This is a genomic window from Nocardioides sp. IC4_145 (genome assembly GCF_011250565.1).
In the GTDB taxonomy this organism is placed as follows: Bacteria; Actinomycetota; Actinomycetes; order Propionibacteriales; family Nocardioidaceae; genus Nocardioides.
Window position 1 is genome coordinate 88816 of the sequence record NZ_JAANMS010000002.1, and the last position, 21726, is coordinate 110541.

The following is a 21726-nucleotide window of genomic DNA, read 5'->3' on the forward strand; positions in this document are numbered from 1 at the left end:
CGTCAGACCGCGCGGACCGCGCACGTCTTGACGCGCTGGTAAAAGTGCAGCGCCTCAAGGCCCTGCTCCTTGTGGGCCGAGCCGGACAGCTTGAACCCGCCGAAGGGGTGGTGAACGTCCCACCCGGACGTCGGCAGGTTCACGGCGGCCTGGCCGGTTCGGACGCGGTCGAGGAACGTCTCGGAGGCACCGATGTCCCGGGTAAAGAGCGCTGCCGAGAGACCGTACTCCGAGGCGTTGGTGAGTTCGATGGCCTCCTCAAGGCCAGCGACGGGCATGACGGCGATGACCGGCCCGAACACCTCCTGCGTCCAGATGCTCATGTCCGGCGTGACGTCCGCGACCACCGTGGGCTGGACGAAGCAGCCGTCAGCCGCAAGCCCGGAGGTGTCCACGGAGCCGGTGAGCACCCGACCACCCTCGGCCTCGGCGCGGGCAACGTGCTCCTCGATCTCGCGGCGGTGAGCAGGGTTGATGACCGGGCAGAGGGTGGTGCCCTTGGCGCTGCCGGCACCTGCCACGAGCGCACCCGCCCGCGCCAGGAGACGCTCGAGCAGCGCATCGTGCACGGAAGTCTCAACCAGAACCCGGCTGGTCGCCGTGCAGCGCTGCCCCGCCTGTGCGAAGCCGGCGGCGGCGATCGTGTCCGCGGCGAGGTCCAGGTCCGCGTCCTTCAGCACGATCGAGGCGTTCTTGCCGCCCATCTCTGTCTGTACCCGCAGGTTCCGCCCCGCCAGCGAGCGCTGGAGGTCGAGTCCCACCTCGGTCGAACCGGTGAATGTGACGGCATCGATCTCGTCGGAGTCGAGGAGCGCGTCCGCGATGTTCCCCGCGCGGCCGGTGACCGTCGTGACCGCTCGAGCCGGCACGCCGGCGTCGACGAGCGCGCGAACGAGCTCGAGCGCGATCACCGGCGTGTCACTAGCCGGCTTGAGGACCACAGCGTTGCCTGCGAACAGCGCCGGCGCCAGCTTGCGCGCCGGCGTGAGCAGCGGGTCGTTCCACGGCGTGATGACGAGCACCACACCCACCGGCTCACGGCGAACGCTGGTGGTCGTGCGTTCGCGGGCGTCGTGGATCAACTCGCCGTACGGCAACCGGGCCAGCCCGGCGTAGAACTCGAAGAACTCCGCCGACTTGGCCACCTCGACCGTCGCCTCGGCCGTCGTCTTGCCGTTCTCGCGCGTCAGCAGCGCGACAAGCTCCGGAGCGCGCTCGCGGAGGACAGCAGCCGCGCGGAAGAGCACGGCCGATCGCGCCAGAGCGCCGGTCGCGGCCCACTGCTCGGCTCCCTCGCGGGCTGACTTGTAGGCGCCGCGCACCGTGTCTGCCGACAGGCTCGGCACCTGCGCGATCACGGTGTCCCAGGCGGCCGGGTCGTGCACGTCGAGCCACTGGTCGCCAGCGTCGATCCACTCCCCTCCGACCAGTGCCTGGTAGCGGGCAGGGGTGGAGGTGGTCGGTTGGTTCACGGGGTGGCTCCCATCGCGGTCCAGGCGCCGGCGAGGTCGCCGGTGCGCAGGTGAGTGATCAAGGTGGTCAGTCGACCGGTCTCCAGCGGGACCGGGTTCGTGGGGCGCGGATAGTCCGCGACCACGCGCGAAGCGATCTGCTCCGACTCCTCGGGAGTCGATCCGAGGCCGAGCAGGTCCGTGGGCAGGCCGGCGTCAGCGGAGAGCTCCGCGACCCGGGTCGCCAAGAGGCGCAGGTCGGCCGTCTCGTCCTGCAGTACCTCCGCGGCGAGCTCCGCACCGCGCTCCTCACCCATCGTCTGGTTGTAAGCCAGGCAGTAGGGAAGGGCGAGCGAGCAACCCACACCGTGTGCCAGTCCGTGACGGGCCGCGAGCACGTAGCTCAAGCTGTGCCCAAGCACCACGCCCGCATTCAGCGAGACCCCAGCGAGGAACGACGCGTACAGCAGATCGCCGCGGGCTTCGCGGTCGCCGCCGAGGGCGGGGCGCAGGCGGTCGAAGATGATCTGGGACGCCCTCACGGAGAACTGCCTGGTGAGGTCGTTGCTGGTGGTCGACATCGCCGACTCCAAGGCGTGGGACAGCGCGTCGAGGGCCGTGCTTGCCACGACGGTTGCCGGCAGGCCGGCGACGAGGTCGGCGTCGAGGACAGCGAGGTCGGGCACGAATTGGGCGCTCAGCACAGCCCGCTTCGCGCCGTCGACCGCGAACATCGCGACGCGGGTCGCCTCGGCACCCGTGCCGACCGTGGTGGGGACCAGTGCCAGGAACGGGAAGTTCGCGATCGGCGCGATGGGTCCGCGCAGGTCGTCGGGCTCCACGTCGCCGCCGACCGCGTGAGCCACGAGCTTGGTGACGTCGAGTGCGCTGCCGCCGCCGATGCCTACAAACGCCACCGCCTGTGCCGCGCGCGCAGCCGCGATGGCCCGCTTGAGCACGAGGTCGTCCGGCTCACCCTCGATCTCGGCGAAGACGACGACGTCGTACCCACTGTCCTCGAGACTGCCCACGGCAGCCCGATCGAGCCCGAGGTCGTGCACCACTGCGTCGGCGACCACCATCACTGCGCCCAGCGGGACGCGGTCACCGGTCAGGAGGCTACCCAGCCGGCCGGCGGCACCCGGTGCGGCGACCACCCGGCGAGGGAAGAGGAATTCGTCGATCTCGATCATGCGGACTCCCGTCGTCGGTGGATCCAGTTGTGTGACCCACGTCCCAGATGGTAGTTATTCCTCATAACAAATTGCAAGGAGCGTGCCAGATGAAGCAGTACGACCTCGTGGTGGTCGGGGCCGGGATCGTCGGCCTCGCCGTCGCTCGCGAGTGGTTTGCCCGGCACCCCGGTGCGAGCATCCTCGTGGTCGAGGGTGAGTCCGACGTGGCTGCGCACCAGACCAGTCACAACTCGGGTGTCATCCACAGCGGGGTGTACTACGAGCCAGGCTCGCTCAAGGCCCGGTTGTGCGTCGAGGGTGCTCGCCTCATGTACGACTACGCGGCCGAGCACCGGATCCCGGTGGAACGGTGCGGAAAGCTCATCGTCGCCCTCGAGGAGCACGAGCTGCCCCGCCTGGACGAGCTCGAGCGCCGTGGACGCGCCAACGACGTGGAAGGTCTGCGCCGGGTGGGGGCGGCGGAGATCAAGGAGATCGAGCCGCATGCTGCCGGGTTGGCGGCACTCCACTCGCCCGGAACGGGCATCGTCGACTACGCCGAAGTCGCCCGCGCCATCCGACGTGAGCTCGAGACGAAGCACGTGGAGCTCCGGTTCGACACCTGGGTGCGGTCGGTGCGCAACCACGGTGACATCTGCCGGGTCGAGCTGCCGGACGGCGAGGTCACCGCGCGGCGTGCCATCACCTGCGCCGGTCTCTGGTCGGACCGGCTGGCCCGCTCGTCAGGAGCCCCGGGGGATCCGCGCATCGTGCCCTTCCGGGGCGGATACCTGCAGCTTCGCCGAACGGAGGAGCCGTTGGTGCGCGGGATGATCTACCCGGTTCCCGACCCGACGCTGCCCTTCCTCGGGGTACACATCACCCGCCACATCAACGGCACTGTGTCGCTGGGCCCCACGGCGATGATGGTGGCTGCGCGCGACGGGTACTCCGCCACTCGGCTTCGCGGCCGCGACGTGTGGGAGACAGCGGCCTGGCCAGGCAGCTGGCGGCTTGCGCGACGCTTCTGGCGCACGGGTGTCCGTGAGCTCACCATGGCGGCGAGTCGCAAGGCGTTCGTCCGTGAGGCGGCGCGGTACGCGCCCGGCCTCACCGTCGACGACCTGGATGGGAGCGTCCACGCTGGTGTGCGCGCTCAGGCGCTTGGTCGTGACGGCTCGCTGGTTGATGACTTCGCCTTGTCCACCGATGGTCCCGTCACCCACGTTCGCAATGCGCCCTCGCCGGCTGCCACGGCGTCGTTCGCTATCGCCGGGGAGCTCGTCGACCGAGTCATGGCCGCTAACTGATCCGCAGCCTCAGCCGGCCGACGCCGGCGGCCGACGCGTCGCGCTCGCGCCCCGGTCCGCGGTTCAGAGGCGCCACTCGACGGGCATGAGGCCCTGGTCGGGCGAGCGGCTCAGGTAGGTGTCGCGAACCTCGCCGATGTGCTCAGCCATCAGCTTGCGCGCCTTGGTCGCGCGGCCGTCGACGATCGCGACGGCGATGTCCTCGTGGGAGTGGCTGAGCATGGAGCGCTCCGAGACCGGGTCGACCGAACGCAGGACGTTCTCCACCACGATGTGCGTCACCGACTGCGTGACGAGGGTGAGGACGCGGTTGCCGCTCAGCTGTGCGATGGCGGCATGGAAGTTGTTGAAGTCAGCGAAGAGCTCGTCGGACTGATGGGCGTCCGGGTCGTAGTCGATGAACGGCGCGAAGACCGCTCGCTTCGCCCGTCGATCGGGTTTCTGTGCGACAAGCTCCGCCAGCGATGGCTCCAGGATCGCCCAGGTCTGGAGGAGCTCCATGTGCGTCGCCCCGCTGAGGTGGAAGTAGAGTGACGAGGTCCTGGCCAGGTACCCCGAGTTCAGAGGGGCGACGAAGGGTCCGCCGCCAGGCCCGCGCTTGATGTCGATAATCCCCTGGATCTCCAGGAGCCTCAGCGCTTCGCGCAGCGACTCGCGGCTCACGGCGTACCGCTCGAGCATCTCAGGCTCGGTCGGCAGCTTCTCGCCGACCTGCACGCGGCCGCCGATGATGTCGTCGACGATCCGGGACGCCGTCACCTCCGCCGCCTTCGGCTCGCGAGTCCGGGGCGCTGCGTCCGACGCGGAGCGGAATCCGCGAGGGGCGTAGATGATGGGCAACCCGTGAGCGGGCCGCGGGTCGTTCGCCGCTCGGCCCGCGGCGGCTGCAGCAAGGTCGTCGATCGGCTCTGCGCTCATGTCGGCTTTCTGGTCGAGGTCGCGGCGTGGGCCGCTGCCGACGTGACACGTCGGGGCCCTGCGAACAGGGTTCACTCTCGCACCTCGTTGCTATCGAAACAACGATCCCTGCGACCGCCAGCAGCGGCGAGATCTCTGAGACCAGGGTCACGACAGGCCCTTGACCTAGTTCATCATGATGAATAACATGGCGGCGTGACGCAGACCACGTACGGCGGCCCCTCTGCAGGCGGCTCCGACCAGCGCCGGCCCCGACCGCGCACGGGCCCCTTGGCCGGCATCAAGGTCGCGGACTTCTGCTGGATGGGCGTCGGGGCCGTCGCCACACGTCTGCTGGCCGACTTCGGGGCAGAAGTCATCAAGATCGAGAACCGCAAGCGGCTCGACACGCCCCGCCGGCTGCCCATCTACAAGGGTGAGGTGCGGTCGTACGGCGACGAGGATCCCAACCCGGATCCCGACAAGGGTGGGCTGTTCAACAACTACTCGCGCAACAAGCTCGGGATCACCGTCGACATGGCCGACCCGCGCGGGCGCGAACTGGTCCTGGACCTCATCGCCCACTGCGGCGTCGTCACGGAGAACTTCGCCCCGGGCGTGATGGAGCGCTGGAATCTCACCTACCCCCAGCTGTGTGAGATCCGTGAGGACGTGATCTTCGCGCGGATGAGCGGCTACGGGCACTCGGGCCCGCATGCGCATTACCGCAGCTACGGTCCCGTGGTGCAGGCGGTCAGCGGTCTGTCGTTCAACAGCGGCTTGCCGGGTCGCGAGCCGTCCGGCTGGGGCCTGTCCTACATGGACAACCAAGCGGCGTACTACAACTCCGCCGGCCTGCTGCTGGCGATCTTCCACCGGATGCTCACGGGCCAGGGGACCGAGATCGACGTCTCCGCCGTCGAGGCCGGCGTCGGCCTGCTCGGTGCCGACCTGCTCGACACCCTGGTCAATGACCGGCCCAGCCGCCGCGCGGACTTCCCGCGCGGCAACCGCCTCGAGCACCCCGAGTGCGCGCCGCACGGGGTCTACCCGGCGCGCGGCGATGACCAGTGGGTGGCGATCGCGGTGTTCACCGACGAGGAGTGGAAGTCGCTCTGTGCCGCGATGGAGAACCCCGCGTGGGCCGACGACACGCGCTTCGCCAGCGCTGCCGGGCGGGTGGCCCACCACGACGAGCTCGACGCCCACGTGTCCGCGTGGACTGCAGAGCGCGACAAGCACCAGACCATGCACGAACTGCAGTCCGCCGGTGTGATCGCCGCAGCGGTGCAGAACTCCCGCGACCTCAGTGAGATCGACGCGCAAATCGCTGCCAGAGGGACGTTCTTCGAGCTCGACCACCCGGTAATCGGTCCGGCCCTCTTTGAGGGGTTCCCAGCCCGGCTGTCGACCTCCAGCCCCGACAACTGGCGCTCGGCGCCGCTGCTCGGCGAAGACAACGCCTACGTCTTCGGCGAGCTGCTCGGCCGAGACGCCGACACGCTGGCCGAGCTGGCCGCGGAGGGAGTCATCTGATGAGTGCCGCACAGGTCACCAAGGGGACCTCCCCGGTCCAGCAGCTCACCGTCGTGGAGCTCGCGCAGAGTCCGGCAGGGGAGCAGACCGGGAAGTTGCTCGCCGACCTCGGCGCGCACGTCGTCAAGGTCGAGCCGCCCGGCGGCGTCGCCAGTCGCCGTACAGGCCCGTTCGTGCAGGGTCAGGAGGACCCCGACCACAGCCTCGAGTTCTGGGCCTACAACTCCAGCAAGACCAGCCGCGTGGTAGACGCCGCCTCCGCGGAGGAGCGGGCGGTGTTCGCATCGGTGCTCGCCGGCGCCGACGTGGTGATCCTGGAGGAGCCGGAATGGCTGGGTGCGCTCGGCTTCGACCTTGACAGCCTTCAGGCGGAGCGCCCGGACCTGGTGATCGTGACGATCACCCCGTTCGGGTTGACCGGCCCGTGGAAGGACTACCGCACCAGCGACCTCGTCGCCCTCGCCGCCGGCGGCATGCTCAACAGCTGTGGGTACGACGACCACTCGATCCCGCCGATCCGGCCGGGTGGCAACCAGGGATTCCAGCTGGGGGCCAGCTTCGCCTGGTGCGCCCTGCTCCTGGCACTGATCGAGCGCCACCGCACCGGGCGGGGCCAGCTGGTCGACGTGTCGATCCACGAGGCCAATGCCGTGAGCGGCGAGCTCGCGAACCCGTACTGGTTCTACCCCAGGGCGCTGGTGAAGCGGCAAACGTGCCGGCACGCGCAGCCCGAGCCGACGCAGCCTGCCGTGTTCGAGTGCGCCGACGGCGCCTACGTGTACTTCGCGTTGATCCTGTCGGAGCAGAAGGCGTGGAACTCGCTGCTGGCGTGGATGAGCGACCTCGGCATGGCGGCTGACCTCGAGGATCCGGCGTACCAGGACGTCGCGTACCGACAGCAGGCCTTCGGCCACGTCCAGGAGCTGATCGAGGTCTTCTTCCTGATCCAGGACGCCGAGACCGTCTACCACGAGGGTCAGCGGCGCGGCCTGCCCATCGGCCGGCTCAACGCCTTCGAGGACCTGGTGCACGACGAGCACCTGGACCAGCGCGGCTTCTTCCTGCAGATGGAGTCGTCGGAAGGCACGACCCATCCCTACCCGGGCCTGCCGTACCGCTTCACCGCGTTCGAGACCACGCCCGGGGCGCCTCCTCGCCTGGACGAGCACGCTGCCAGGCCGGACGGCTCCCGTGACTGAACTCGCGCACAGGTGGGTCCCCGGTGCGACGTCGATCGCCGGCATCGGAGCCACCGACTTCTCCAAGCACTCCGGGCGCTCGCCGCTCACGTTGGCGGTCCAGGCCACCCGCGCGGCGCTCGCTGACGCGGGCATCGACCCGCGGGAGGTCGACGGCATCGTCCGCTGCGACATGGACCTGGTGTCAGCGCCGGCCCTCGCCGACTCCCTCGGCGTCCGGGACCTCACCTACTGGGGCGAGGCCGGCCCCGGGGGGTCGGGTCCGGCCGCGATGGTCGCCCAGGCCGCTGCAGCGGTCAGCGCCGGCCTGGCGTCCACGGTCGTCGTGTTCCGCGCCCTGAACGGACGCTCGGGGAACCGGTACGGGCTGGTCGGCGAGCGTGGCGCCGCCGGCGGGGAGGGCAGCTACGACGAGTTCTTCCTGCCCTTCGGGATGCAAACGGCCGGCCAGTTCTTCGCCGTGGTCGCCCGGAGGTACGCCCACGAGCACGGCATGTCGGTGGACAAGCTGTCCGAGGGGCTCGCGTCAATCGCGCTCGCCTGCCGGTCCCACGCCAACAACAACCCGGCCGCCCAGTTCCACGGCCGCACGATGACCCGCGAGGAGTACTTCGCCTCGCGGATGCTGTCCGACCCGCTCCGGCTCTTCGACTACTGCCTCGAGAGCGACGGCGCGTGCGCGGTGGTCGTCACCTCCACCGAGCGGGCCCGCGACCTCGCGAGCGTCCCGGTGCCGATCATCTCGGCGGCACAGGGAACGGGGGCCTGCGTCCAGCCCGGTCTGATGTTCCCCGCGCTGCTGCGCCCGTCGATCACCACGTGGCCGTCCGCGGCCGCCGCGCCGACGCTCTTCGGGCGCGCCGGCCTGACGCCGGCCGACATCGACGTCGCCCAGATCTACGACTGCTTCACCATCACCACGCTCATCCAGCTCGAGGACTACGGCTTCGTGCCCCGAGGTCAGGCCGCGCACCTCACCGAGGACCAGCTGACGACCGGCGGCACCCTGCCGCTCAACACCAGCGGCGGTCACCTGTCCGAGGCCTACATCCACGGCATGAACCACGTCGTCGAAGGGGTCCGCCAGATCCGGGGGACCTCGACCAACCAGGTCGCCGGCGCAGAGGTCTGCCTGGTCACCTCGGCCCCGCCGCCGGGCGCGAGCGCCCTGATTCTGGGAGTAGACCGATGACCGGGACCGAAACCACCACCGTGGGACCGGTCGTCCCGGTAGTGGACGACGTCGACACCGGGGAGTTCTTCGCCGCCGCGGCGCGCGGAGAGCTCGCGGTCCGCCAGTGCGCGGGGTGCCGGGCCGACCTGCACCTGCCGCGCGAGTGCTGCCCGCACTGCGGCGAGCTGAGCCGTACCTGGCGCACCGTGACACCGCGGGGCACGTTGTACAGCTGGACCGTCGTCGAGCACCAGGTGCACCCCGCTCACCCCACGCCGTACACCGTCGTCCTCGTGGAGCTCGACGAGGCGCCGACCGTCCGTCTGCTCGGCCACCTCGACGGCCGCCCGTCCCTGACCATCGGGCAGCCGATGGTCGTCGAATTCGTGGACGTCGAGGGTGTCCGACTGCCGCATTGGCGGCCTGCCGCCGAGGAGGAGAGTGACCATGAGTGAGCGCCGTTGGGTCGACGACTCGTTGTTCGTCGACCCGTCGGAGACGACGTCGCCGACGCTGGCGGGGGCCCGCTGCCCCCGTTGTTCGACGACCACGTTCCCCTACCAGTCGGGATGCCCACGTTGCGGCGGTGACGCCGCCGAACGGATCGCGCTGCCCACCACCGGCACGCTGTGGTCCTTCACCGTTCAGTACTTCGCGCCGAAGTCGCCGTACCGCGGCTTCGAGCCGTTCGAGCCCTACGGAGTCGGTTACGTCGACCTCGGGGACGTCTGCGTCGAGGCGCGGCTCACCGTCAACGACCCCGCGGCACTCGCCCTCGGCATGCCGATGGAGCTGGTCACCCTCCCGGCGTTCGCCGAGGGCGATGTCCGGGTCGACACCTTCGCCTTCGCGCCCCAGGAGGTCACCGCATGAGCAGCGACGTCGCCATCGTCGGGATCGGCATCCACCCCTTCGGCCGCACGGAGGGTGTCAGCGGCCGCGCCCAGGGTGCCTTCGCGGCCCGCCAGGCTCTGGCCGACGCCGGTGTGGAATGGTCCGACATCCAGTTCACCTACGGCGGCAGCCACTCCGCCGGAGATCCCGACTCCCTGGTCTCGGACCTGGGACTCACCGGGGCGCCGTTCATCAACGTGCACAACGGGTGCGGAACCGGCGGCTCGGCGCTGATCTCAGCGCGGAGTGCGCTCATGTCGGGGCAGTACGACCTGGGCATGGTGGTCGGCTTCGACAAGCACCCCCGAGGCGCCTTCAACACCGATCCGGCGAGCCTGGGCATCGGCGAGTGGTACGGCCAGACCGGAATGATGGTCACCACCCAGTTCTTCGCCCAGAAGATCGTGCGCTACATGGCCGAGCACGGCATCGGACACGAGACGCTGGCAGCGGTGGCGGAGAAGTCATTCGCCCTCGGGGCGCTCAACCCCAACGCCTGGCGGCGCAAGGCCTTGACCGCGCAGGAGATCCTCGACGCGCCGATGGTCAACCACCCCCTGACCCAGTACATGTTCTGCTCCCCCGGGGAGGGCGGCATCGCCTTGGTGCTCGCGCGCGGCGAGGTCGCCCACCGCTACACCTCGACGCCGGTCTACCTACGCTCGGCCGAGTTCCGGTCCCGCCGCTTCGGGTCGTTCGAGGTGTTCAGCCCCTGGACGACCCCAGAGACGCTCACGGGGCCGACCTCGGACGCCGCCGCCGCCGCCTTCGAGTCCGCCGGCATCGGCCCCGAGGACATCGACCTGGCGCAGATCCAGGACACCGAGTCCGGAGCCGAGATCATGCACATGGCCGAGACCGGGCTTTGTGCGCACGGGGAGCAGGAGAAGCTGATCGCGGAGGGACAGACCCGCCCGGACGGCCGCCTCCCGATCAACACCGACGGCGGCGTCATCGCGAACGGCGAGCCGATCGGCGCCACGGGTCTGCGGCAGGTCTACGAGACGGTCATGCAGTTGCGCGGCAACGCGGGCCAGCGGCAGGTGCCGGGAGCCCCCCGCACCGGCTTCACGCACGTCTACGGAGCGCCGGGCATCAGCGCCTGCACCGTGCTCTCGCGCTGAGGCAGCCGCGACCCACCCCGCCGACCACCGCACGCACCGCCAGCCACGGGCACCTCTGGCACCCACCGGCATCACTGAAGGAGACAACACATGAGCTGGGGCTTCGAGACCGACGCCGACTACCAGAAGGACCTCGAGTGGGCCGAGGAGCTCGTCCGCACCGAGATCGAGCCCGTCGACCAGGTCGTCGAGCACGCCTGGGACGTCACCGACCCGGTGCGGAATGCGCTGATCCGCCCCCTGCAGGAGAAGGTGCGCGAGCGCCGGCTCTGGGCCTGCCACCTCGGTCCCGAGCTCGGCGGCCCCGGCTACGGCCAGCTCAAGCTGGCGCTGCTGAACGAGGTTCTCGGTCACACCCACTCCGGGCCGGTCGTCTTCGGGTGTCAGGCACCGGACTCCGGAAACGCGGAGATCCTCGCCCACTACGGCACCGACGAGCTCAAGGAGCGCTACCTCCGGCCGCTGATCGAGAACGAGATCGCCTCCTGCTACTCCATGACCGAGCCGCAGGGCGGTTCGGACCCGACCGCATTCGTCACCCGCGCCGTCGACGACGGCGACAGCTGGGTGATCTCCGGAGAGAAGTGGTTCTCCTCCCACGCCCGTTTCTCCAGCTTCTTCATCGTCATGGCCGTCACGGACCCCGACGCCGAGCGTCACAAGCGCGCCTCGATGTTCGTCGTGCCGGCCGACACCCCGGGGATCGAGATCGTCCGCAACGTGGCCGTCTACGGCCACGACGAGGTCGAGGGCACCCACGCCTACATCCGCTACCACGACGTGCGGATCCCCAAGGACCACATCCTCGGTGCCCGGGGCGAGGGCTTCGCCGTGGCACAGACCCGCCTGGGCGGCGGCCGGATCCACCACGCCATGCGCACCGTTGGCCTGGTGCGGGAGTCGATCGACATGATGCTCGAGCGCGCCGTCTCGCGACGCAGTGGCGCGGGCACCCTTGCCGACCGCCAGCTGGTCCAGGCGATGATCGCCGACTCTTGGATCCAGTACCAGCAGTTCCGCCTCCTGGTGCTGCAGACCGCCTGGAAGATCGACAAGTACCAGGACTACCGCAAGGTGATCGCCGACATCTCGGCCGTCAAGGCCGCCATGCCGAAGGTCCTCAGCGACGTCACCGGGCGCGCCATCCAGCTGCACGGGTCCCTCGGCATCTCCACCGAGCTGCCGCTCGGGACCTGGTCCGCCGAGGCCCACCACATGGCGCTCGCTGACGGAGCGACCGAGCTGCATCAGATGCAGGTCGCCAAGCAGCTCCTCAAGGCGGCCGTGCCCGCGCCCGGCCTCTTCCCCACCCGCCACCGGCCCGCCCTGCGGGAGTCGGCGGAGCTCCACCTGGCGACGCGGCTGGCGTCCGTCGACGACCTGGTCGGTGCGGAGTGAGTGCGGCACCGACCAGCGCCTCGGTCCAGCCCACCACCGAGCCCGCCACCGAGCCCACCACCGAGACCGCGCCTGTTCGGCCCGGTGAGGAGCTGGACTGGGCTCGACTCGAGGCGTACCTGCGTGCGACGGTGCCCGGCCTCGAGGGTGACTTCTCAGTCCTGCAGTTCCCCCGCGGCTCGGCCAACCTGACCTACCAGGTGACGGTTGGCGGCACGCGCCTCGTCGTGCGCCGTCCGCCGATGGGCAAGGTGGCTCCCGGCGCCCATGACATGGCGCGGGAGTACCGGGTGCTCTCCCGGCTGAACGCCGCCTACGACCGCGCGCCGCGCGCGTTGGCCCTCGGCGAGGACCTCTCCATCGTTGGTGCGCCGTTCCTCGTCACCGAGTACCGGCCCGGCGTCGTGGTCTGGAACGAGGTCCCGGCGACGATGGCGCACCGTGAGGACGCCGGTCGGGCGGTCGGCCTCGCGGTGACCGACGCGCTGGCCGACCTCCACCACGTCGACCCGGCAGCAGTCGGCCTCGAGGGGCTCGGCCGGCCCGACGGCTACCTGGAGCGCCAGGTGCGCGGCTGGCTGAGCCGCTGGCAAGCCGTTGCCGAGGACGGCAAGGAGGTCGTGGGGAAGGTCGGTGAGGAGCTCTTGGCGCTGCTGCCGCAGCGGGGGACGGGCTCGATCATCCACAACGACTTCAAGATCGACAACTGCCAGTTCGCACCTGCGGACCCAGACCGCGTCGTGTCCGTGTTCGACTGGGACATGGCCACACTGGGCGACCCGCTGGCCGACCTAGGAACCTTGCTGAACTACTGGCCCGACGCCGACGCCGCTGCGGCGATCGCAATTCCCGGGCTGGACCGGCTGGGCCTGCCGACGAAGGACGAGGTCGTCGCGCGGTACGCCGAGCGGCGCGGCCTCGACCTGACCCGCTCGGACCTGCTCTGGTACGAGGCCCTCGGCTGCTGGAAGACCGCGGTCATCATGCAACAGCTCTATATGCGGTGGGTGCGCGGCGAGTCGAACGACCCCCGCATGGGCGAGCGGGGCGGCCCCGTCGTCCCCCTCGCGACCCGCGCGCTCGAACTGCTGGGCTCGGCCCGGCTCCACGGAAGGAAGTTCTCATGAAGGTCGGGAAGCGTCTCAAGAGCACGGTCTGCTCCACGAACGTCGTCGTGGTCCGCGCGGCCGACGTCACCCTCAGCTGCGGTGGCGCGCCGGTGGTCGAGGAGCTCGCCGGCGAGCCGAGCGGCGAGCTGGCCACCGGTCTCGACGGCGGCACCCAGCTCGGGAAGCGCTACGTCCACGAGCCGTCGGGCCTGGAGGTCATGTGCGTCCAGGCCGGGACGGGCTCGCTCTCGGTGGACGGCGTCGTGCTCGAGGTCAAGGCCGCCAAGTCCCTGCCGGCGTCGGACTGACCCGCCATGAGCATCATCATGCTGCTGACGATGGCGGTCGAGCTGGACGGCGACCGCGTCGCGGTGACGGCGGGCGAGGAGCACCTGACGTACCGGGACCTCCTCGAGCGCTCACGCGCCCTCGGCGCCGAGCTGAGCGAGCAGGGCGCAGAGAACGTGGCGCTGCTGGACCTCAACACCGCCGCGTTCCCGATCGCGCTGTTCGGCGCCGCGGCCGCCGGCGTCCCGCTCGCACCACTCAACTACCGGCTCGCTGACGACCGACTCAGCGAGGCCGTGGCCCGACTGAGCCCGGTCGCGCTCTTCCAGGGGCCCGGGGTCTCGAACCAGGTCGCGGTCGGCCCCGCGGACACCCTGCTCCCGACGGGCGCCCTCCTGGCTGCTGCCACGGCCGGACCGGCCACGGCCGACCAGGGTGCGGTGGACGACATGGCCGACCCCGAGTCCCCCGCGGTGCTGCTCTTCACCAGCGGCACCACCGGCACGCCCAAGATCGCCGTCCTCCGTCACCGGCACCTGTTCTCCTACGTCACCTCGACGGTCGAGTTCGGTCACGCCGGGCCCGAGGAGGCGATCATGGTCTCGGTCCCGAACTACCACATCGCGGGGATCAGCTCCGTGCTCGGCTCGGTCTTCGCCGGCCGGCGCATCGTCCAGCTGCCGAGCTTCAGCCCGGAGGCCTGGGTGGAGACCGCGGCCCGGGAGCGGATCACGCACGCCATGGTGGTGCCGACGATGCTCGGCCGCATCCTCGACGTCCTCGAGGAGCGCGGCGAGAAGCTCCCTGCCCTGCGCCACCTGTCGTACGGCGGTGGACGGATGCCCGTCCCGGTCGTCGAGCGGGCGGTCGGCGACCTGCCGCACGTGGACTTCGTCAACGCCTACGGCCTGACCGAGACCAGCTCGACGGTCACGATCCTGGGGCCGGAGGACCATCGCGAAGCCATGGCGAGCCTCGACCCGGCCGTGCGGGCCCGGCTCGGCTCGGTCGGCCGGCCGGTGCCCAGCATCGAGCTGGAGGTCCGCGACCATGACGGTCGCGTGCTCGGTGCCGGCGAGGTGGGTGAGGTGTTCGTGCGCGGCGAGCAGGTCGCCGGGGAGTACACCTCCCACAAGGCGGTCGCCGACGACGGCTGGTACGCCACGCGCGACCAGGGACACCTCGACGCGGACGGCTTCCTGTTCCTGCGCGGGCGGGCCGACGACATCATCGTCCGGGGTGGCGAGAACATCTCGCCCGAGGAGGTCGAGGACGTGCTGGCGAGCCATCCGGCGGTGGCCGCTGCAGCGGTGGTCGGCGTCCCCGACCTGGAGTGGGGCGAGCGCGTCGAGGCCGTCATCGTGCTCGAGCCCGGCGCGGCGGACCCCTCGGCGGAGCTCACCGCCTGGGTGCGGGAGCGGCTGCGCTCGACCCGCGTCCCCTCGGCGGTCCACGTCCGCCCCCAGCTCCCGTTCAACGAGACCGGCAAGCTGCTCCGGCGCGTGGTGCGCGAGGAGCTGGCGAAGGGAGGCACCTCGTCGTGATCACCACGGAGATCGCTGAGCTGGAGGACGTGCGCGCCGTTGCGGCCGACTTCTTCGCCAAGCACCGGGCCGCGCTGGACGACGACGGCTCCCCCCGCTACGACCGAGGGCTGTGGCGCCGGGCGTGCTCCGATCTAGGTGTCGCTGCCATCCTCGAACCGGAGACCGACGGTGGGCTGGACGGGGGCGCCGCGATGCTCGCCGCCGTCCTGGTCGAAGCGGGCCGGTCGCTGAGCCCGCTGCCGCTGCTCGGCTCGGCGGTGCTCGCCCAGACCGCACTTCGGCTGGTCGCCGAGGACGCCGAGCGGGCCGAGCTGCTCGACGGCCTGGTCGCCGGGGAGGTGATCGCGACGCTGGCCCCCTGGGAGGAGTCCCTCACGAGGGTCACTGCCACCGCAGAGGGCCGCGACTGGTCCCTGACCGGGACCGTCAGCCGGGTGCTCGACGGCGGTGTGGCCGACCTGGCGCTGCTCCTCGCCCCGGTGGACGACCGGGTCGGCCTCTTCGCGCTCGGCACCGGCGGCGAGGCACCCAGCTGGGAGCCGCAGCCCACGGTCGACCTCACCCGGACCTTCGCCCGGCTGCGGCTGGACGGGACACCAGCCCGGCTGCTCGGGGTGGCCGACCGCGGGGTCGTCGACCAGCTCGCCCACTGGCGGACCCTGGCGGTCGTCGGTGACCAGCTCGGCGGCGCCGAGGCCTGCCTGGACGCGACGCTGGACTACCTCCGGACGCGGGTCCAGTTCGGCCGTGTCCTGGGCTCGTTCCAGTCCCTGAAACACCAGTGCGCCGATCTCGCCGTCCTCGTCGACGACATCCGCTCCGCTCTTGCCCACCTGGTGTGGGCGCTCGACGAGTCCCCGGGCGACGTGCCGTCGGCGGCTGCGGTCGCTGCGATCGCCGGCTCCGACGCCTACGTCACGTGCGCCGAGGAGATGGTGCACCTGCACGGCGGCATCGGCTTCACCTGGGAGCACGACGCCCACCGGTACGTCCGTCGCGCCCTGACCGACCGCGGGGCCTTCCACGACGTCCGCGCCGCACGCGAGGAGCTCCTCGCCGCCCACGGGCTGTGACTCCCACCCATTCCGCCGCACGAAGGAACGCCATGACCATCGAAGCCTCACCCACCTTGAACCACCTCGCTCCCGAGACTGCGAGCTACCTGAGCGGCAAGTTCTTCGGTCACGTCGTGGACGGGACCGTCTTGGAATCCGCGGACGGGCGGACCATGCCCGTCATCGATCCCTCGACCGGCCTCGAGGTCGCCACGGCCGCCCGCGGCGGCCGCGCCGACGTCGACCGCGTCGTCGGCAGCGCCCGGCGCGCCTTCGACGACGCCAGGTGGCGCGGTCTCGCGCCGCTGGAGAAGGAGCAGCGTCTGCACCGCTTCTCCCGGCTCATCGACGAGAACCGGGTGATCTTCGGGGACCTCGACGCCGTCGACGCAGGCCTGCTCCGTTCCTACACCAGGTTCCTGGAGGACTTCGGGGTCAACGCCACGGCGTACTTCGCCGGCTGGCCGTCGAAGATCCTGGGTTCCATCCCTCCGGTCCCGCCGGGGCTCACGGCGCAGCACCGCCGCATCCCCCGCGGCGTGGTCGCGCTCGTGGTGCCGTGGAACGGCCCGACCGCCGTCGTCGCCTTCGCCGCCGCGATCATGGCCGCGGGCAACTCGGTGGTCCTCAAGGCCGCGGAGAACACCCCGATGAGCGCGGTGCTGATGGCCGAGCTGGCGGTCGAGGCCGGCATCCCGCCCGGCGTGTTCAACGTCCTGCAGGGCACCGGCGCGGAGGTCGGTGAGGCGCTCGTGACGCACCCGGGCACGGACTTCATCATGTTCACGGGCTCGGCCGCCACGGGCCGAGCCATCCAGCGGGCGGCGGCGACCACGCTCACGCCGGTGTCGCTGGAGCTGGGCGGCAAGAGCCCGTTCATCGTCTTCGACGACGTGGACATCGCGCCCACGGCGGCCGCCGCGACCGCGGCGGTCTGGAGCGGGCAGGGCCAGGTCTGCACGGCAGGCTCGCGTGTGCTCGTCCAGCGCTCGATCCACGACCGGTTCGTCGACGCGATGGTCGAGGCGAGCCGCTCGGTGAAGGTTGGGAACGCCTTCGACCCCGAGTCGACGCTGGGCCCGCTGGTCTCGCGGACCCAGCTGGAGCGGGTGTCGTCCTACGTCGAGATCGGCAGGGGTGAGGGCGTCGACGTCGCTCTCGACGGAGGACTCACAGGAGACGGGGGCTTCTTCCACGAGCCGGTCATCTTCACCAACGTGCGCAACGACATGCGGATCGCCCAGGAGGAGATCTTCGGGCCGGTGATGTCCGTGATCCCGTTCGACGACGAGGCCGAGGCGTTGCGCATCGCCAATGACGTGGAGTACGGCCTCGCCGCGGGCGTCTTCACCAACGACCTGCGCCGCAGCCAGCGGATGGTCGACGGTCTGGACGTCGGGACCGTCTGGGTGAACACCTACCAGGCCGGCTACCCGACCGTCTCCTACGGCGGGGTCAAGCAGTCCGGCTACGGCCGGACGCTCGGCGAGGAGATGATGCACGAGCTCACCCACGTGAAGTCCGTCTGGATCGGCGCATGAGCGCGGCGGTGGCGTCCGCCCGACCGCTGACGGGCAAGGTCGCGCTGGTCACCGGGGCGACACGTGGGCTGGGCCGTGCCATCGCACAGGGCCTGGCGGAGGCCGGCGCGTGCGTTGCGGTGTCCAGCCGCAAGGCAGAGGCGTGCGAAGCCGTCGCCCGCGAGATCGCCGACACCACCGGGTCGCGCACGCTGGCCCTGCCCCTCCACGTCGGCCAGTGGGAGGGCATCGACCCCGCGGTGGACGCGGTCGAGCAGGAGCTCGGCCCGCTGGGAGTCGTCGTCAACAACGCCGGCATCGCTCCGCTGTCGCCCTCGCTGCTGGAACAGTCGGAGGCGCTGTTCGACAAGACCCTCGAGGTGAACCTCAAGGGCCCGTTCCGCCTGATGGCAGTCGCGGGCGCGCGCATGGCGGCCCACGGCAGCGGGTCGATCATCAACATCTCGAGCATCGGCGCGGTCCGCCCGAGCGCCGCCGAGGCGACGTACTCGGCGGCGAAGGCCGGCCTCAACGCGCTGACCCAAGCATTCGCCCAGGAGTACGCGCCGGTGGTGCGGGTGAACTGCGTCATGCCGGGCGCGTTCGCGACGGACATGGCCGAGAGCTGGGACGAGGAGTTCGTCGGCAAGGTCGTCGACGGGCTGCCTGCCGGCCGGCTCGGCAGACCGGAGGAGCTGGTGGGGTTGGTGGTGCACCTCGCGAGTGACGCGAGCTCCTACACGACCGGAGCGCTCATCCCTGTCGACGGCGGCCGCCTCGCCGTCTACTGAGGGGCCCACGACCCGCCGGCCGGCCAGGCCGGCGCGGCTCCCGGCGTCGCGGGACGTGGACGCGGTGGTCGCCGGCACGCCGCAGGACGTGGCGCCGAGCAGGGCGCTCGCGGTGTGGGGAGTGGCGGTCGCGGCCTACGCGCTGGGCGTCTTCCACCGGTCCTCCCTGGCGGTGGCGGGGCTGCACGCCACCGAGCGCTTCGGCCTGACCGGGTCCCAGCTGGCTTCCTTCGTCGTGCTGCAGCTCGTCGTGTACGCCGCGGCGCAGGTGCCCATGGGGATCCTGGTGGACCGTGTGGGCCCTCGCCGCGTCCTGCTCGGTGGCGTCCTGGTCATGAGCGTCGGGCAAGCGGTCTTCGCCCTCGCCGACTCCTACGCCGGGGTCCTGGCCGCCCGCGCGGTCGTCGCCCTGGGCGAGGCGGCCTCGCTCGTGTGCGTCCTGCGACTGATCCCGGCCTGGTTCCCCTCGGTGCGGGTGCCCCTCCTGACCCAGGCGACCGGACCTGTCGGCCAGCTCGGGGCGGTGGCAGCCACGGCACCCACGGTCTGGAGCCTGCGCCACCTGGGGTGGGAGGCGACCTACCTGACGTCGGCTGTGGCCGGTCTCGCTGTCGTGGTTGCCCTCGTCGTCGTGGTAGGGGACGAACCGGCGAGACGGGTGCGCACCGGGACGCCGCTGGCATGGGCCGGCATCCGCCGCAGCATCCGCGAGTCCTGGGCGCGGCCGGGCACGCGCCTGGGCTTCTGGCTCCACTTCACGCACCACTTCAGCCCGTCGGTCCTCGGTCTCCTCTGGGGCTACCCGTTCCTGGTGATCGGCCAGGGCTTGAGCGAGGAGGTCGCGGGCCTGCTGCTGAGCCTGATGATGCTCACCATCGTCGTCGCCGGCCCAGTGACGGGCTGGTGGACAGGCGGCCGTCCGTCGCTCCAGGTGACCTACGCAGTGGGTTGCACGGGCGGCCTCGCCGCGGTCTGGGCGGCGGTGCTCGCCTGGCCGGGCGACGCCCCGATCGGGTTGCTCGTCGGATTGATGGTGGCCGCGGGGGTCGCCGGTCCCTGCGCCCTCCTCGGATTCGAGGCCGCCAGGTGGCGCAGCCCGTCCAGCACCCTCGGCCTCACCAACGCCCTCGTGAACTGCGGTGGCTTCCTCGCGAGCCTGCTCGCGGTGCTCGCCGTCGGCGTCGTGCTCGACGTGTCGGGCGGGAGCGGCCCGGACGGGCCGACGGCGCTGCACCTCGACGTGGCCATGACGGTGCAGTTCGTCCTCTGGGGACTGGGCTTCGTCCAGGTCAGGCGGCAGTGGAGGCGCTGCTCGGTCGGTGCGGCGTCGTGAGCCCCGCCTCTGGGGTCAGGCGAGCTCGGTCGCCCGACGCTGCACCTCGGTGCGGATCTCCGCCAACGCCGCGACTGCCGGCGCCCGCCGGAACGAAGCCGGGGCGAGGGCGGCCACGAACTTCAGCTCCACCCGCACCCGGCGGGCCAGCACCGGCTCGAGCGAGCTGGACCGCCGGGCGAGGAAGGTGGGCAGGAGCGCGATGCCGCCCCCAGCGCGTGCGGCCTCGACCTGAGCGAAGACGCTGGTCGAGCCGAGCTCGACGGCGTGCGTGGCGAACAACCGGTCGACGAGCTGGAGATCGCTGACGCGGAGTGCCCCCTCGACGTAGTAGATCAGTGCGTGGCGTTCCAGGTCGGCCAGCTGGTGAGGGCGACCCGCGCGGTCGAGGTACTCGCTCGATGCGAACAACCCCAACGAGTAGGTCGCCAGGTCCACCGTGCGCACACGCGGCGACAGCGCGTCGCCGACCCCGACCTCGACGTCGACTCCACTGCCGTGGACGATGGGACGTGTCGTCGCGGTGAGCTCGACGGTGACGCGCGGGTGCTGGGCCCGAAGCCGGGCCAGCGCCGGGGCGGCGAAGCACGCGGAGAACGCCTCAGGCGCCGAGACGCGCACGAGTCCGGTCAGCTCCTGGCCGTCGCCGCCCGCCGCGGGGTGGCGAGCAGTCGCAACGGCTCGCTCGACCGCCTCGGCGGCCGGGAGCAGGGACCGCCCGAGGTCGGTCAGCTGGCAGCCGGTCGTCGACCGTGACACCACCGGAGCGCCCACGGCGACCTCCAGGACGTCGAGCCGCCGCGACAACGTCGAGTGCGTCAGGCCCAGCACGCGCGCGGCTGTGTTGAGACTTCCGCTCCGTGCCACCTCGAGCAGGACCACCAGGTCATCGGCGCGCATGGGTTCCTCCCGACCGTTGTGCATCTGCGCACATCTGCTGTGCGAATTGCAGCGTAGCGAGGGCGCGGCACGAGCGGCACGCTTCAGTCGTCCATCGAGAAGGAGAAATGTCATGAGGATCGGTTGGCTGGGCCTCGGCAACATGGGCCTCCCCATGGCGGGCCGACTGGTCGACGCCGGGCACGAGGTGCTCGGCTACGACGTCACCGCGCCGGCACGACGGGCGGCCGCGTCGAGGGGGATCACGGTTGCCGACAGCGTCGCCGACGCGGTGACAGGCGCCGACGCGGTCTTCACCATGCTCCCGAACGGTGCGGTCGTCCGGGAGGTGCTCGTGGAGCACTCCGCGCTCGTGCGTGCACCGGCGAGAGCGGTCTTCATCGACTGCTCCACGATCGACATCGCCGACGCCCACGACCTGCACACCGCGGCCGTCTCCGCGGGCCGGCGGTTCCTGGATGCTCCGGTGTCCGGCGGCGTGGGGGGCGCAGCCGGCGGCTCGCTGACCTTCATGGTGGGAGGCGACGCCGAGGTGCTCGCCACCGTCCGGTCGCTCGTCCAGGCGATGGCGGGGCGGATCGTGCACGTCGGGGGCCCCGGCGCGGGGCAGGCAGCGAAGATCGTCAACAACATGATGCTGGGCATCAACCTGGCCGGCCTCTGCGAGGGCGCAGTCCTGGCCGAGCGGCTCGGTCTCGACGCAGCGACCTTCCAGTCCTTGGCGGCGGCGTCGTCCGGCGACAGCTGGGCCCTCCGGACCTGGTACCCCGCGCCCGGCGTGGTGCAGTCCGCAGCGGTGAACCGCGACTTCGACGGCGGCTTCGCTGCGGACCTGCTCGCCAAGGACCTCCGTCTGGCGCTGCAGGCCGGCGAGCGGACCGGGACCCCCCTGCCGCACGCGACGGCAGTCGCCGAGGCGATGCACGACCTGCACGAGCGCGGCCACGGCGGCAAGGACTGCACGGTCCTGGTTCGAAGCGTCGCCGGTTCGTGGTGACCAGCGCAGGACCGACGAGAACGAGGAC

Annotated in this window: 20 protein-coding genes; 16 read left to right on the forward strand and 4 right to left on the reverse strand. The window is 71.1% G+C overall.

Annotated features, from left to right (window positions below):
• Positions 1–2: 2 nt before the first annotated feature.
• Complete coding sequence (locus G6553_RS01710; RefSeq protein WP_166188608.1) at positions 3–1472, reverse strand: aldehyde dehydrogenase family protein; 1470 nt, start codon at positions 1470–1472, stop codon at positions 3–5.
• Positions 1469–2644 (reverse strand): iron-containing alcohol dehydrogenase, encoded by a 1176-nt coding sequence (locus G6553_RS01715; RefSeq protein ID WP_166188610.1) that lies wholly within the window; start codon positions 2642–2644, stop codon positions 1469–1471. Before G6553_RS01715 ends, G6553_RS01710 begins: the two co-directional genes overlap by 4 nt.
• 89 nt (positions 2645–2733) lie before the next feature.
• On the opposite strand from G6553_RS01715, the gene lhgO reads away from it, so the two are divergent.
• Entirely contained in the window at positions 2734–3936 is a 1203-nt protein-coding gene (gene lhgO, locus G6553_RS01720) for an L-2-hydroxyglutarate oxidase (protein ID WP_166188612.1), read from the forward strand.
• A 63-nt stretch (positions 3937–3999) separates the two neighbouring features.
• On the opposite strand, the gene G6553_RS01725 is transcribed toward lhgO, so the two are convergent.
• Positions 4000–4854, reverse strand: a complete 855-nt coding sequence (locus tag G6553_RS01725; protein ID WP_166188819.1) for a GntR family transcriptional regulator — start codon at positions 4852–4854, stop codon at positions 4000–4002.
• 270 nt (positions 4855–5124) lie between these two features.
• Here G6553_RS01725 and G6553_RS01730 point away from each other — a divergent pair, with 270 nt between their 5' ends.
• From G6553_RS01730 to G6553_RS01795, 14 genes are all read left to right on the forward strand, one after another.
• Positions 5125–6369, forward strand: a complete 1245-nt coding sequence (locus tag G6553_RS01730; RefSeq protein WP_207619232.1) for a CoA transferase — start codon at positions 5125–5127, stop codon at positions 6367–6369.
• Entirely contained in the window at positions 6369–7568 is a 1200-nt protein-coding gene (locus G6553_RS01735; RefSeq protein WP_166188613.1) for a CoA transferase, read from the forward strand. Before G6553_RS01730 ends, G6553_RS01735 begins: the two co-directional genes overlap by 1 nt.
• Positions 7561–8760 (forward strand): lipid-transfer protein, encoded by a 1200-nt coding sequence (locus tag G6553_RS01740; protein ID WP_166188615.1) that lies wholly within the window; start codon positions 7561–7563, stop codon positions 8758–8760. Before G6553_RS01735 ends, G6553_RS01740 begins: the two co-directional genes overlap by 8 nt.
• Positions 8757–9197 (forward strand): OB-fold domain-containing protein, encoded by a 441-nt coding sequence (locus G6553_RS01745; RefSeq protein WP_166188617.1) that lies wholly within the window; start codon positions 8757–8759, stop codon positions 9195–9197. Before G6553_RS01740 ends, G6553_RS01745 begins: the two co-directional genes overlap by 4 nt.
• Complete coding sequence (locus G6553_RS01750; RefSeq protein WP_166188619.1) at positions 9190–9615, forward strand: OB-fold domain-containing protein; 426 nt, start codon at positions 9190–9192, stop codon at positions 9613–9615. The genes G6553_RS01745 and G6553_RS01750 overlap by 8 nt, the downstream gene beginning before the upstream one ends.
• Complete coding sequence (locus G6553_RS01755) at positions 9612–10760, forward strand: thiolase family protein (protein ID WP_166188620.1); 1149 nt, start codon at positions 9612–9614, stop codon at positions 10758–10760. Before G6553_RS01750 ends, G6553_RS01755 begins: the two co-directional genes overlap by 4 nt.
• Positions 10761–10850: 90 nt before the next feature.
• Positions 10851–12158 carry an acyl-CoA dehydrogenase family protein gene (locus G6553_RS01760; protein ID WP_166188622.1) on the forward strand — a complete coding sequence of 436 codons (1308 nt, stop codon included), beginning with the start codon at positions 10851–10853 and terminating at the stop codon, positions 12156–12158.
• Entirely contained in the window at positions 12155–13285 is a 1131-nt protein-coding gene (locus G6553_RS01765) for a phosphotransferase family protein (protein ID WP_166188624.1), read from the forward strand. Before G6553_RS01760 ends, G6553_RS01765 begins: the two co-directional genes overlap by 4 nt.
• Positions 13282–13575, forward strand: coding sequence for a hypothetical protein (locus G6553_RS01770; protein ID WP_166188626.1), 294 nt, complete (start codon positions 13282–13284; stop codon positions 13573–13575). The genes G6553_RS01765 and G6553_RS01770 overlap by 4 nt, the downstream gene beginning before the upstream one ends.
• Before the next feature lie 6 nt (positions 13576–13581).
• Complete coding sequence (locus tag G6553_RS01775) at positions 13582–15099, forward strand: class I adenylate-forming enzyme family protein (RefSeq protein ID WP_166188628.1); 1518 nt, start codon at positions 13582–13584, stop codon at positions 15097–15099.
• Positions 15096–16175: an acyl-CoA dehydrogenase family protein gene (locus tag G6553_RS01780; protein WP_166188630.1), complete on the forward strand. Its 1080-nt coding sequence runs from the start codon at positions 15096–15098 to the stop codon at positions 16173–16175. Before G6553_RS01775 ends, G6553_RS01780 begins: the two co-directional genes overlap by 4 nt.
• A 32-nt stretch (positions 16176–16207) precedes the next feature.
• A complete protein-coding gene (locus tag G6553_RS01785; protein WP_166188632.1) occupies positions 16208–17698 on the forward strand; it encodes an aldehyde dehydrogenase family protein in 1491 nt (496 codons plus the stop codon).
• Positions 17695–18468: a glucose 1-dehydrogenase gene (locus G6553_RS01790; protein ID WP_207619233.1), complete on the forward strand. Its 774-nt coding sequence runs from the start codon at positions 17695–17697 to the stop codon at positions 18466–18468. Before G6553_RS01785 ends, G6553_RS01790 begins: the two co-directional genes overlap by 4 nt.
• A 55-nt stretch (positions 18469–18523) precedes the next feature.
• The gene (locus G6553_RS01795) at positions 18524–19801 is read left to right on the forward strand and encodes an MFS transporter (protein WP_207619234.1); all 1278 of its coding nucleotides are present in this window, start codon (positions 18524–18526) and stop codon (positions 19799–19801) included.
• 15 nt (positions 19802–19816) lie between these two features.
• Here G6553_RS01795 and G6553_RS01800 read toward each other — a convergent pair whose 3' ends face one another.
• Positions 19817–20701, reverse strand: a complete 885-nt coding sequence (locus tag G6553_RS01800; protein ID WP_166188634.1) for a LysR family transcriptional regulator — start codon at positions 20699–20701, stop codon at positions 19817–19819.
• On the opposite strand from G6553_RS01800, the gene mmsB reads away from it, so the two are divergent.
• Positions 20700–21698, forward strand: a complete 999-nt coding sequence (mmsB, locus tag G6553_RS01805; RefSeq protein WP_166188635.1) for a 3-hydroxyisobutyrate dehydrogenase — start codon at positions 20700–20702, stop codon at positions 21696–21698. The two genes, G6553_RS01800 and mmsB, sit on opposite strands and share 2 nt — an antisense overlap.
• The last annotated feature ends 28 nt before the right edge of the window (positions 21699–21726 follow it).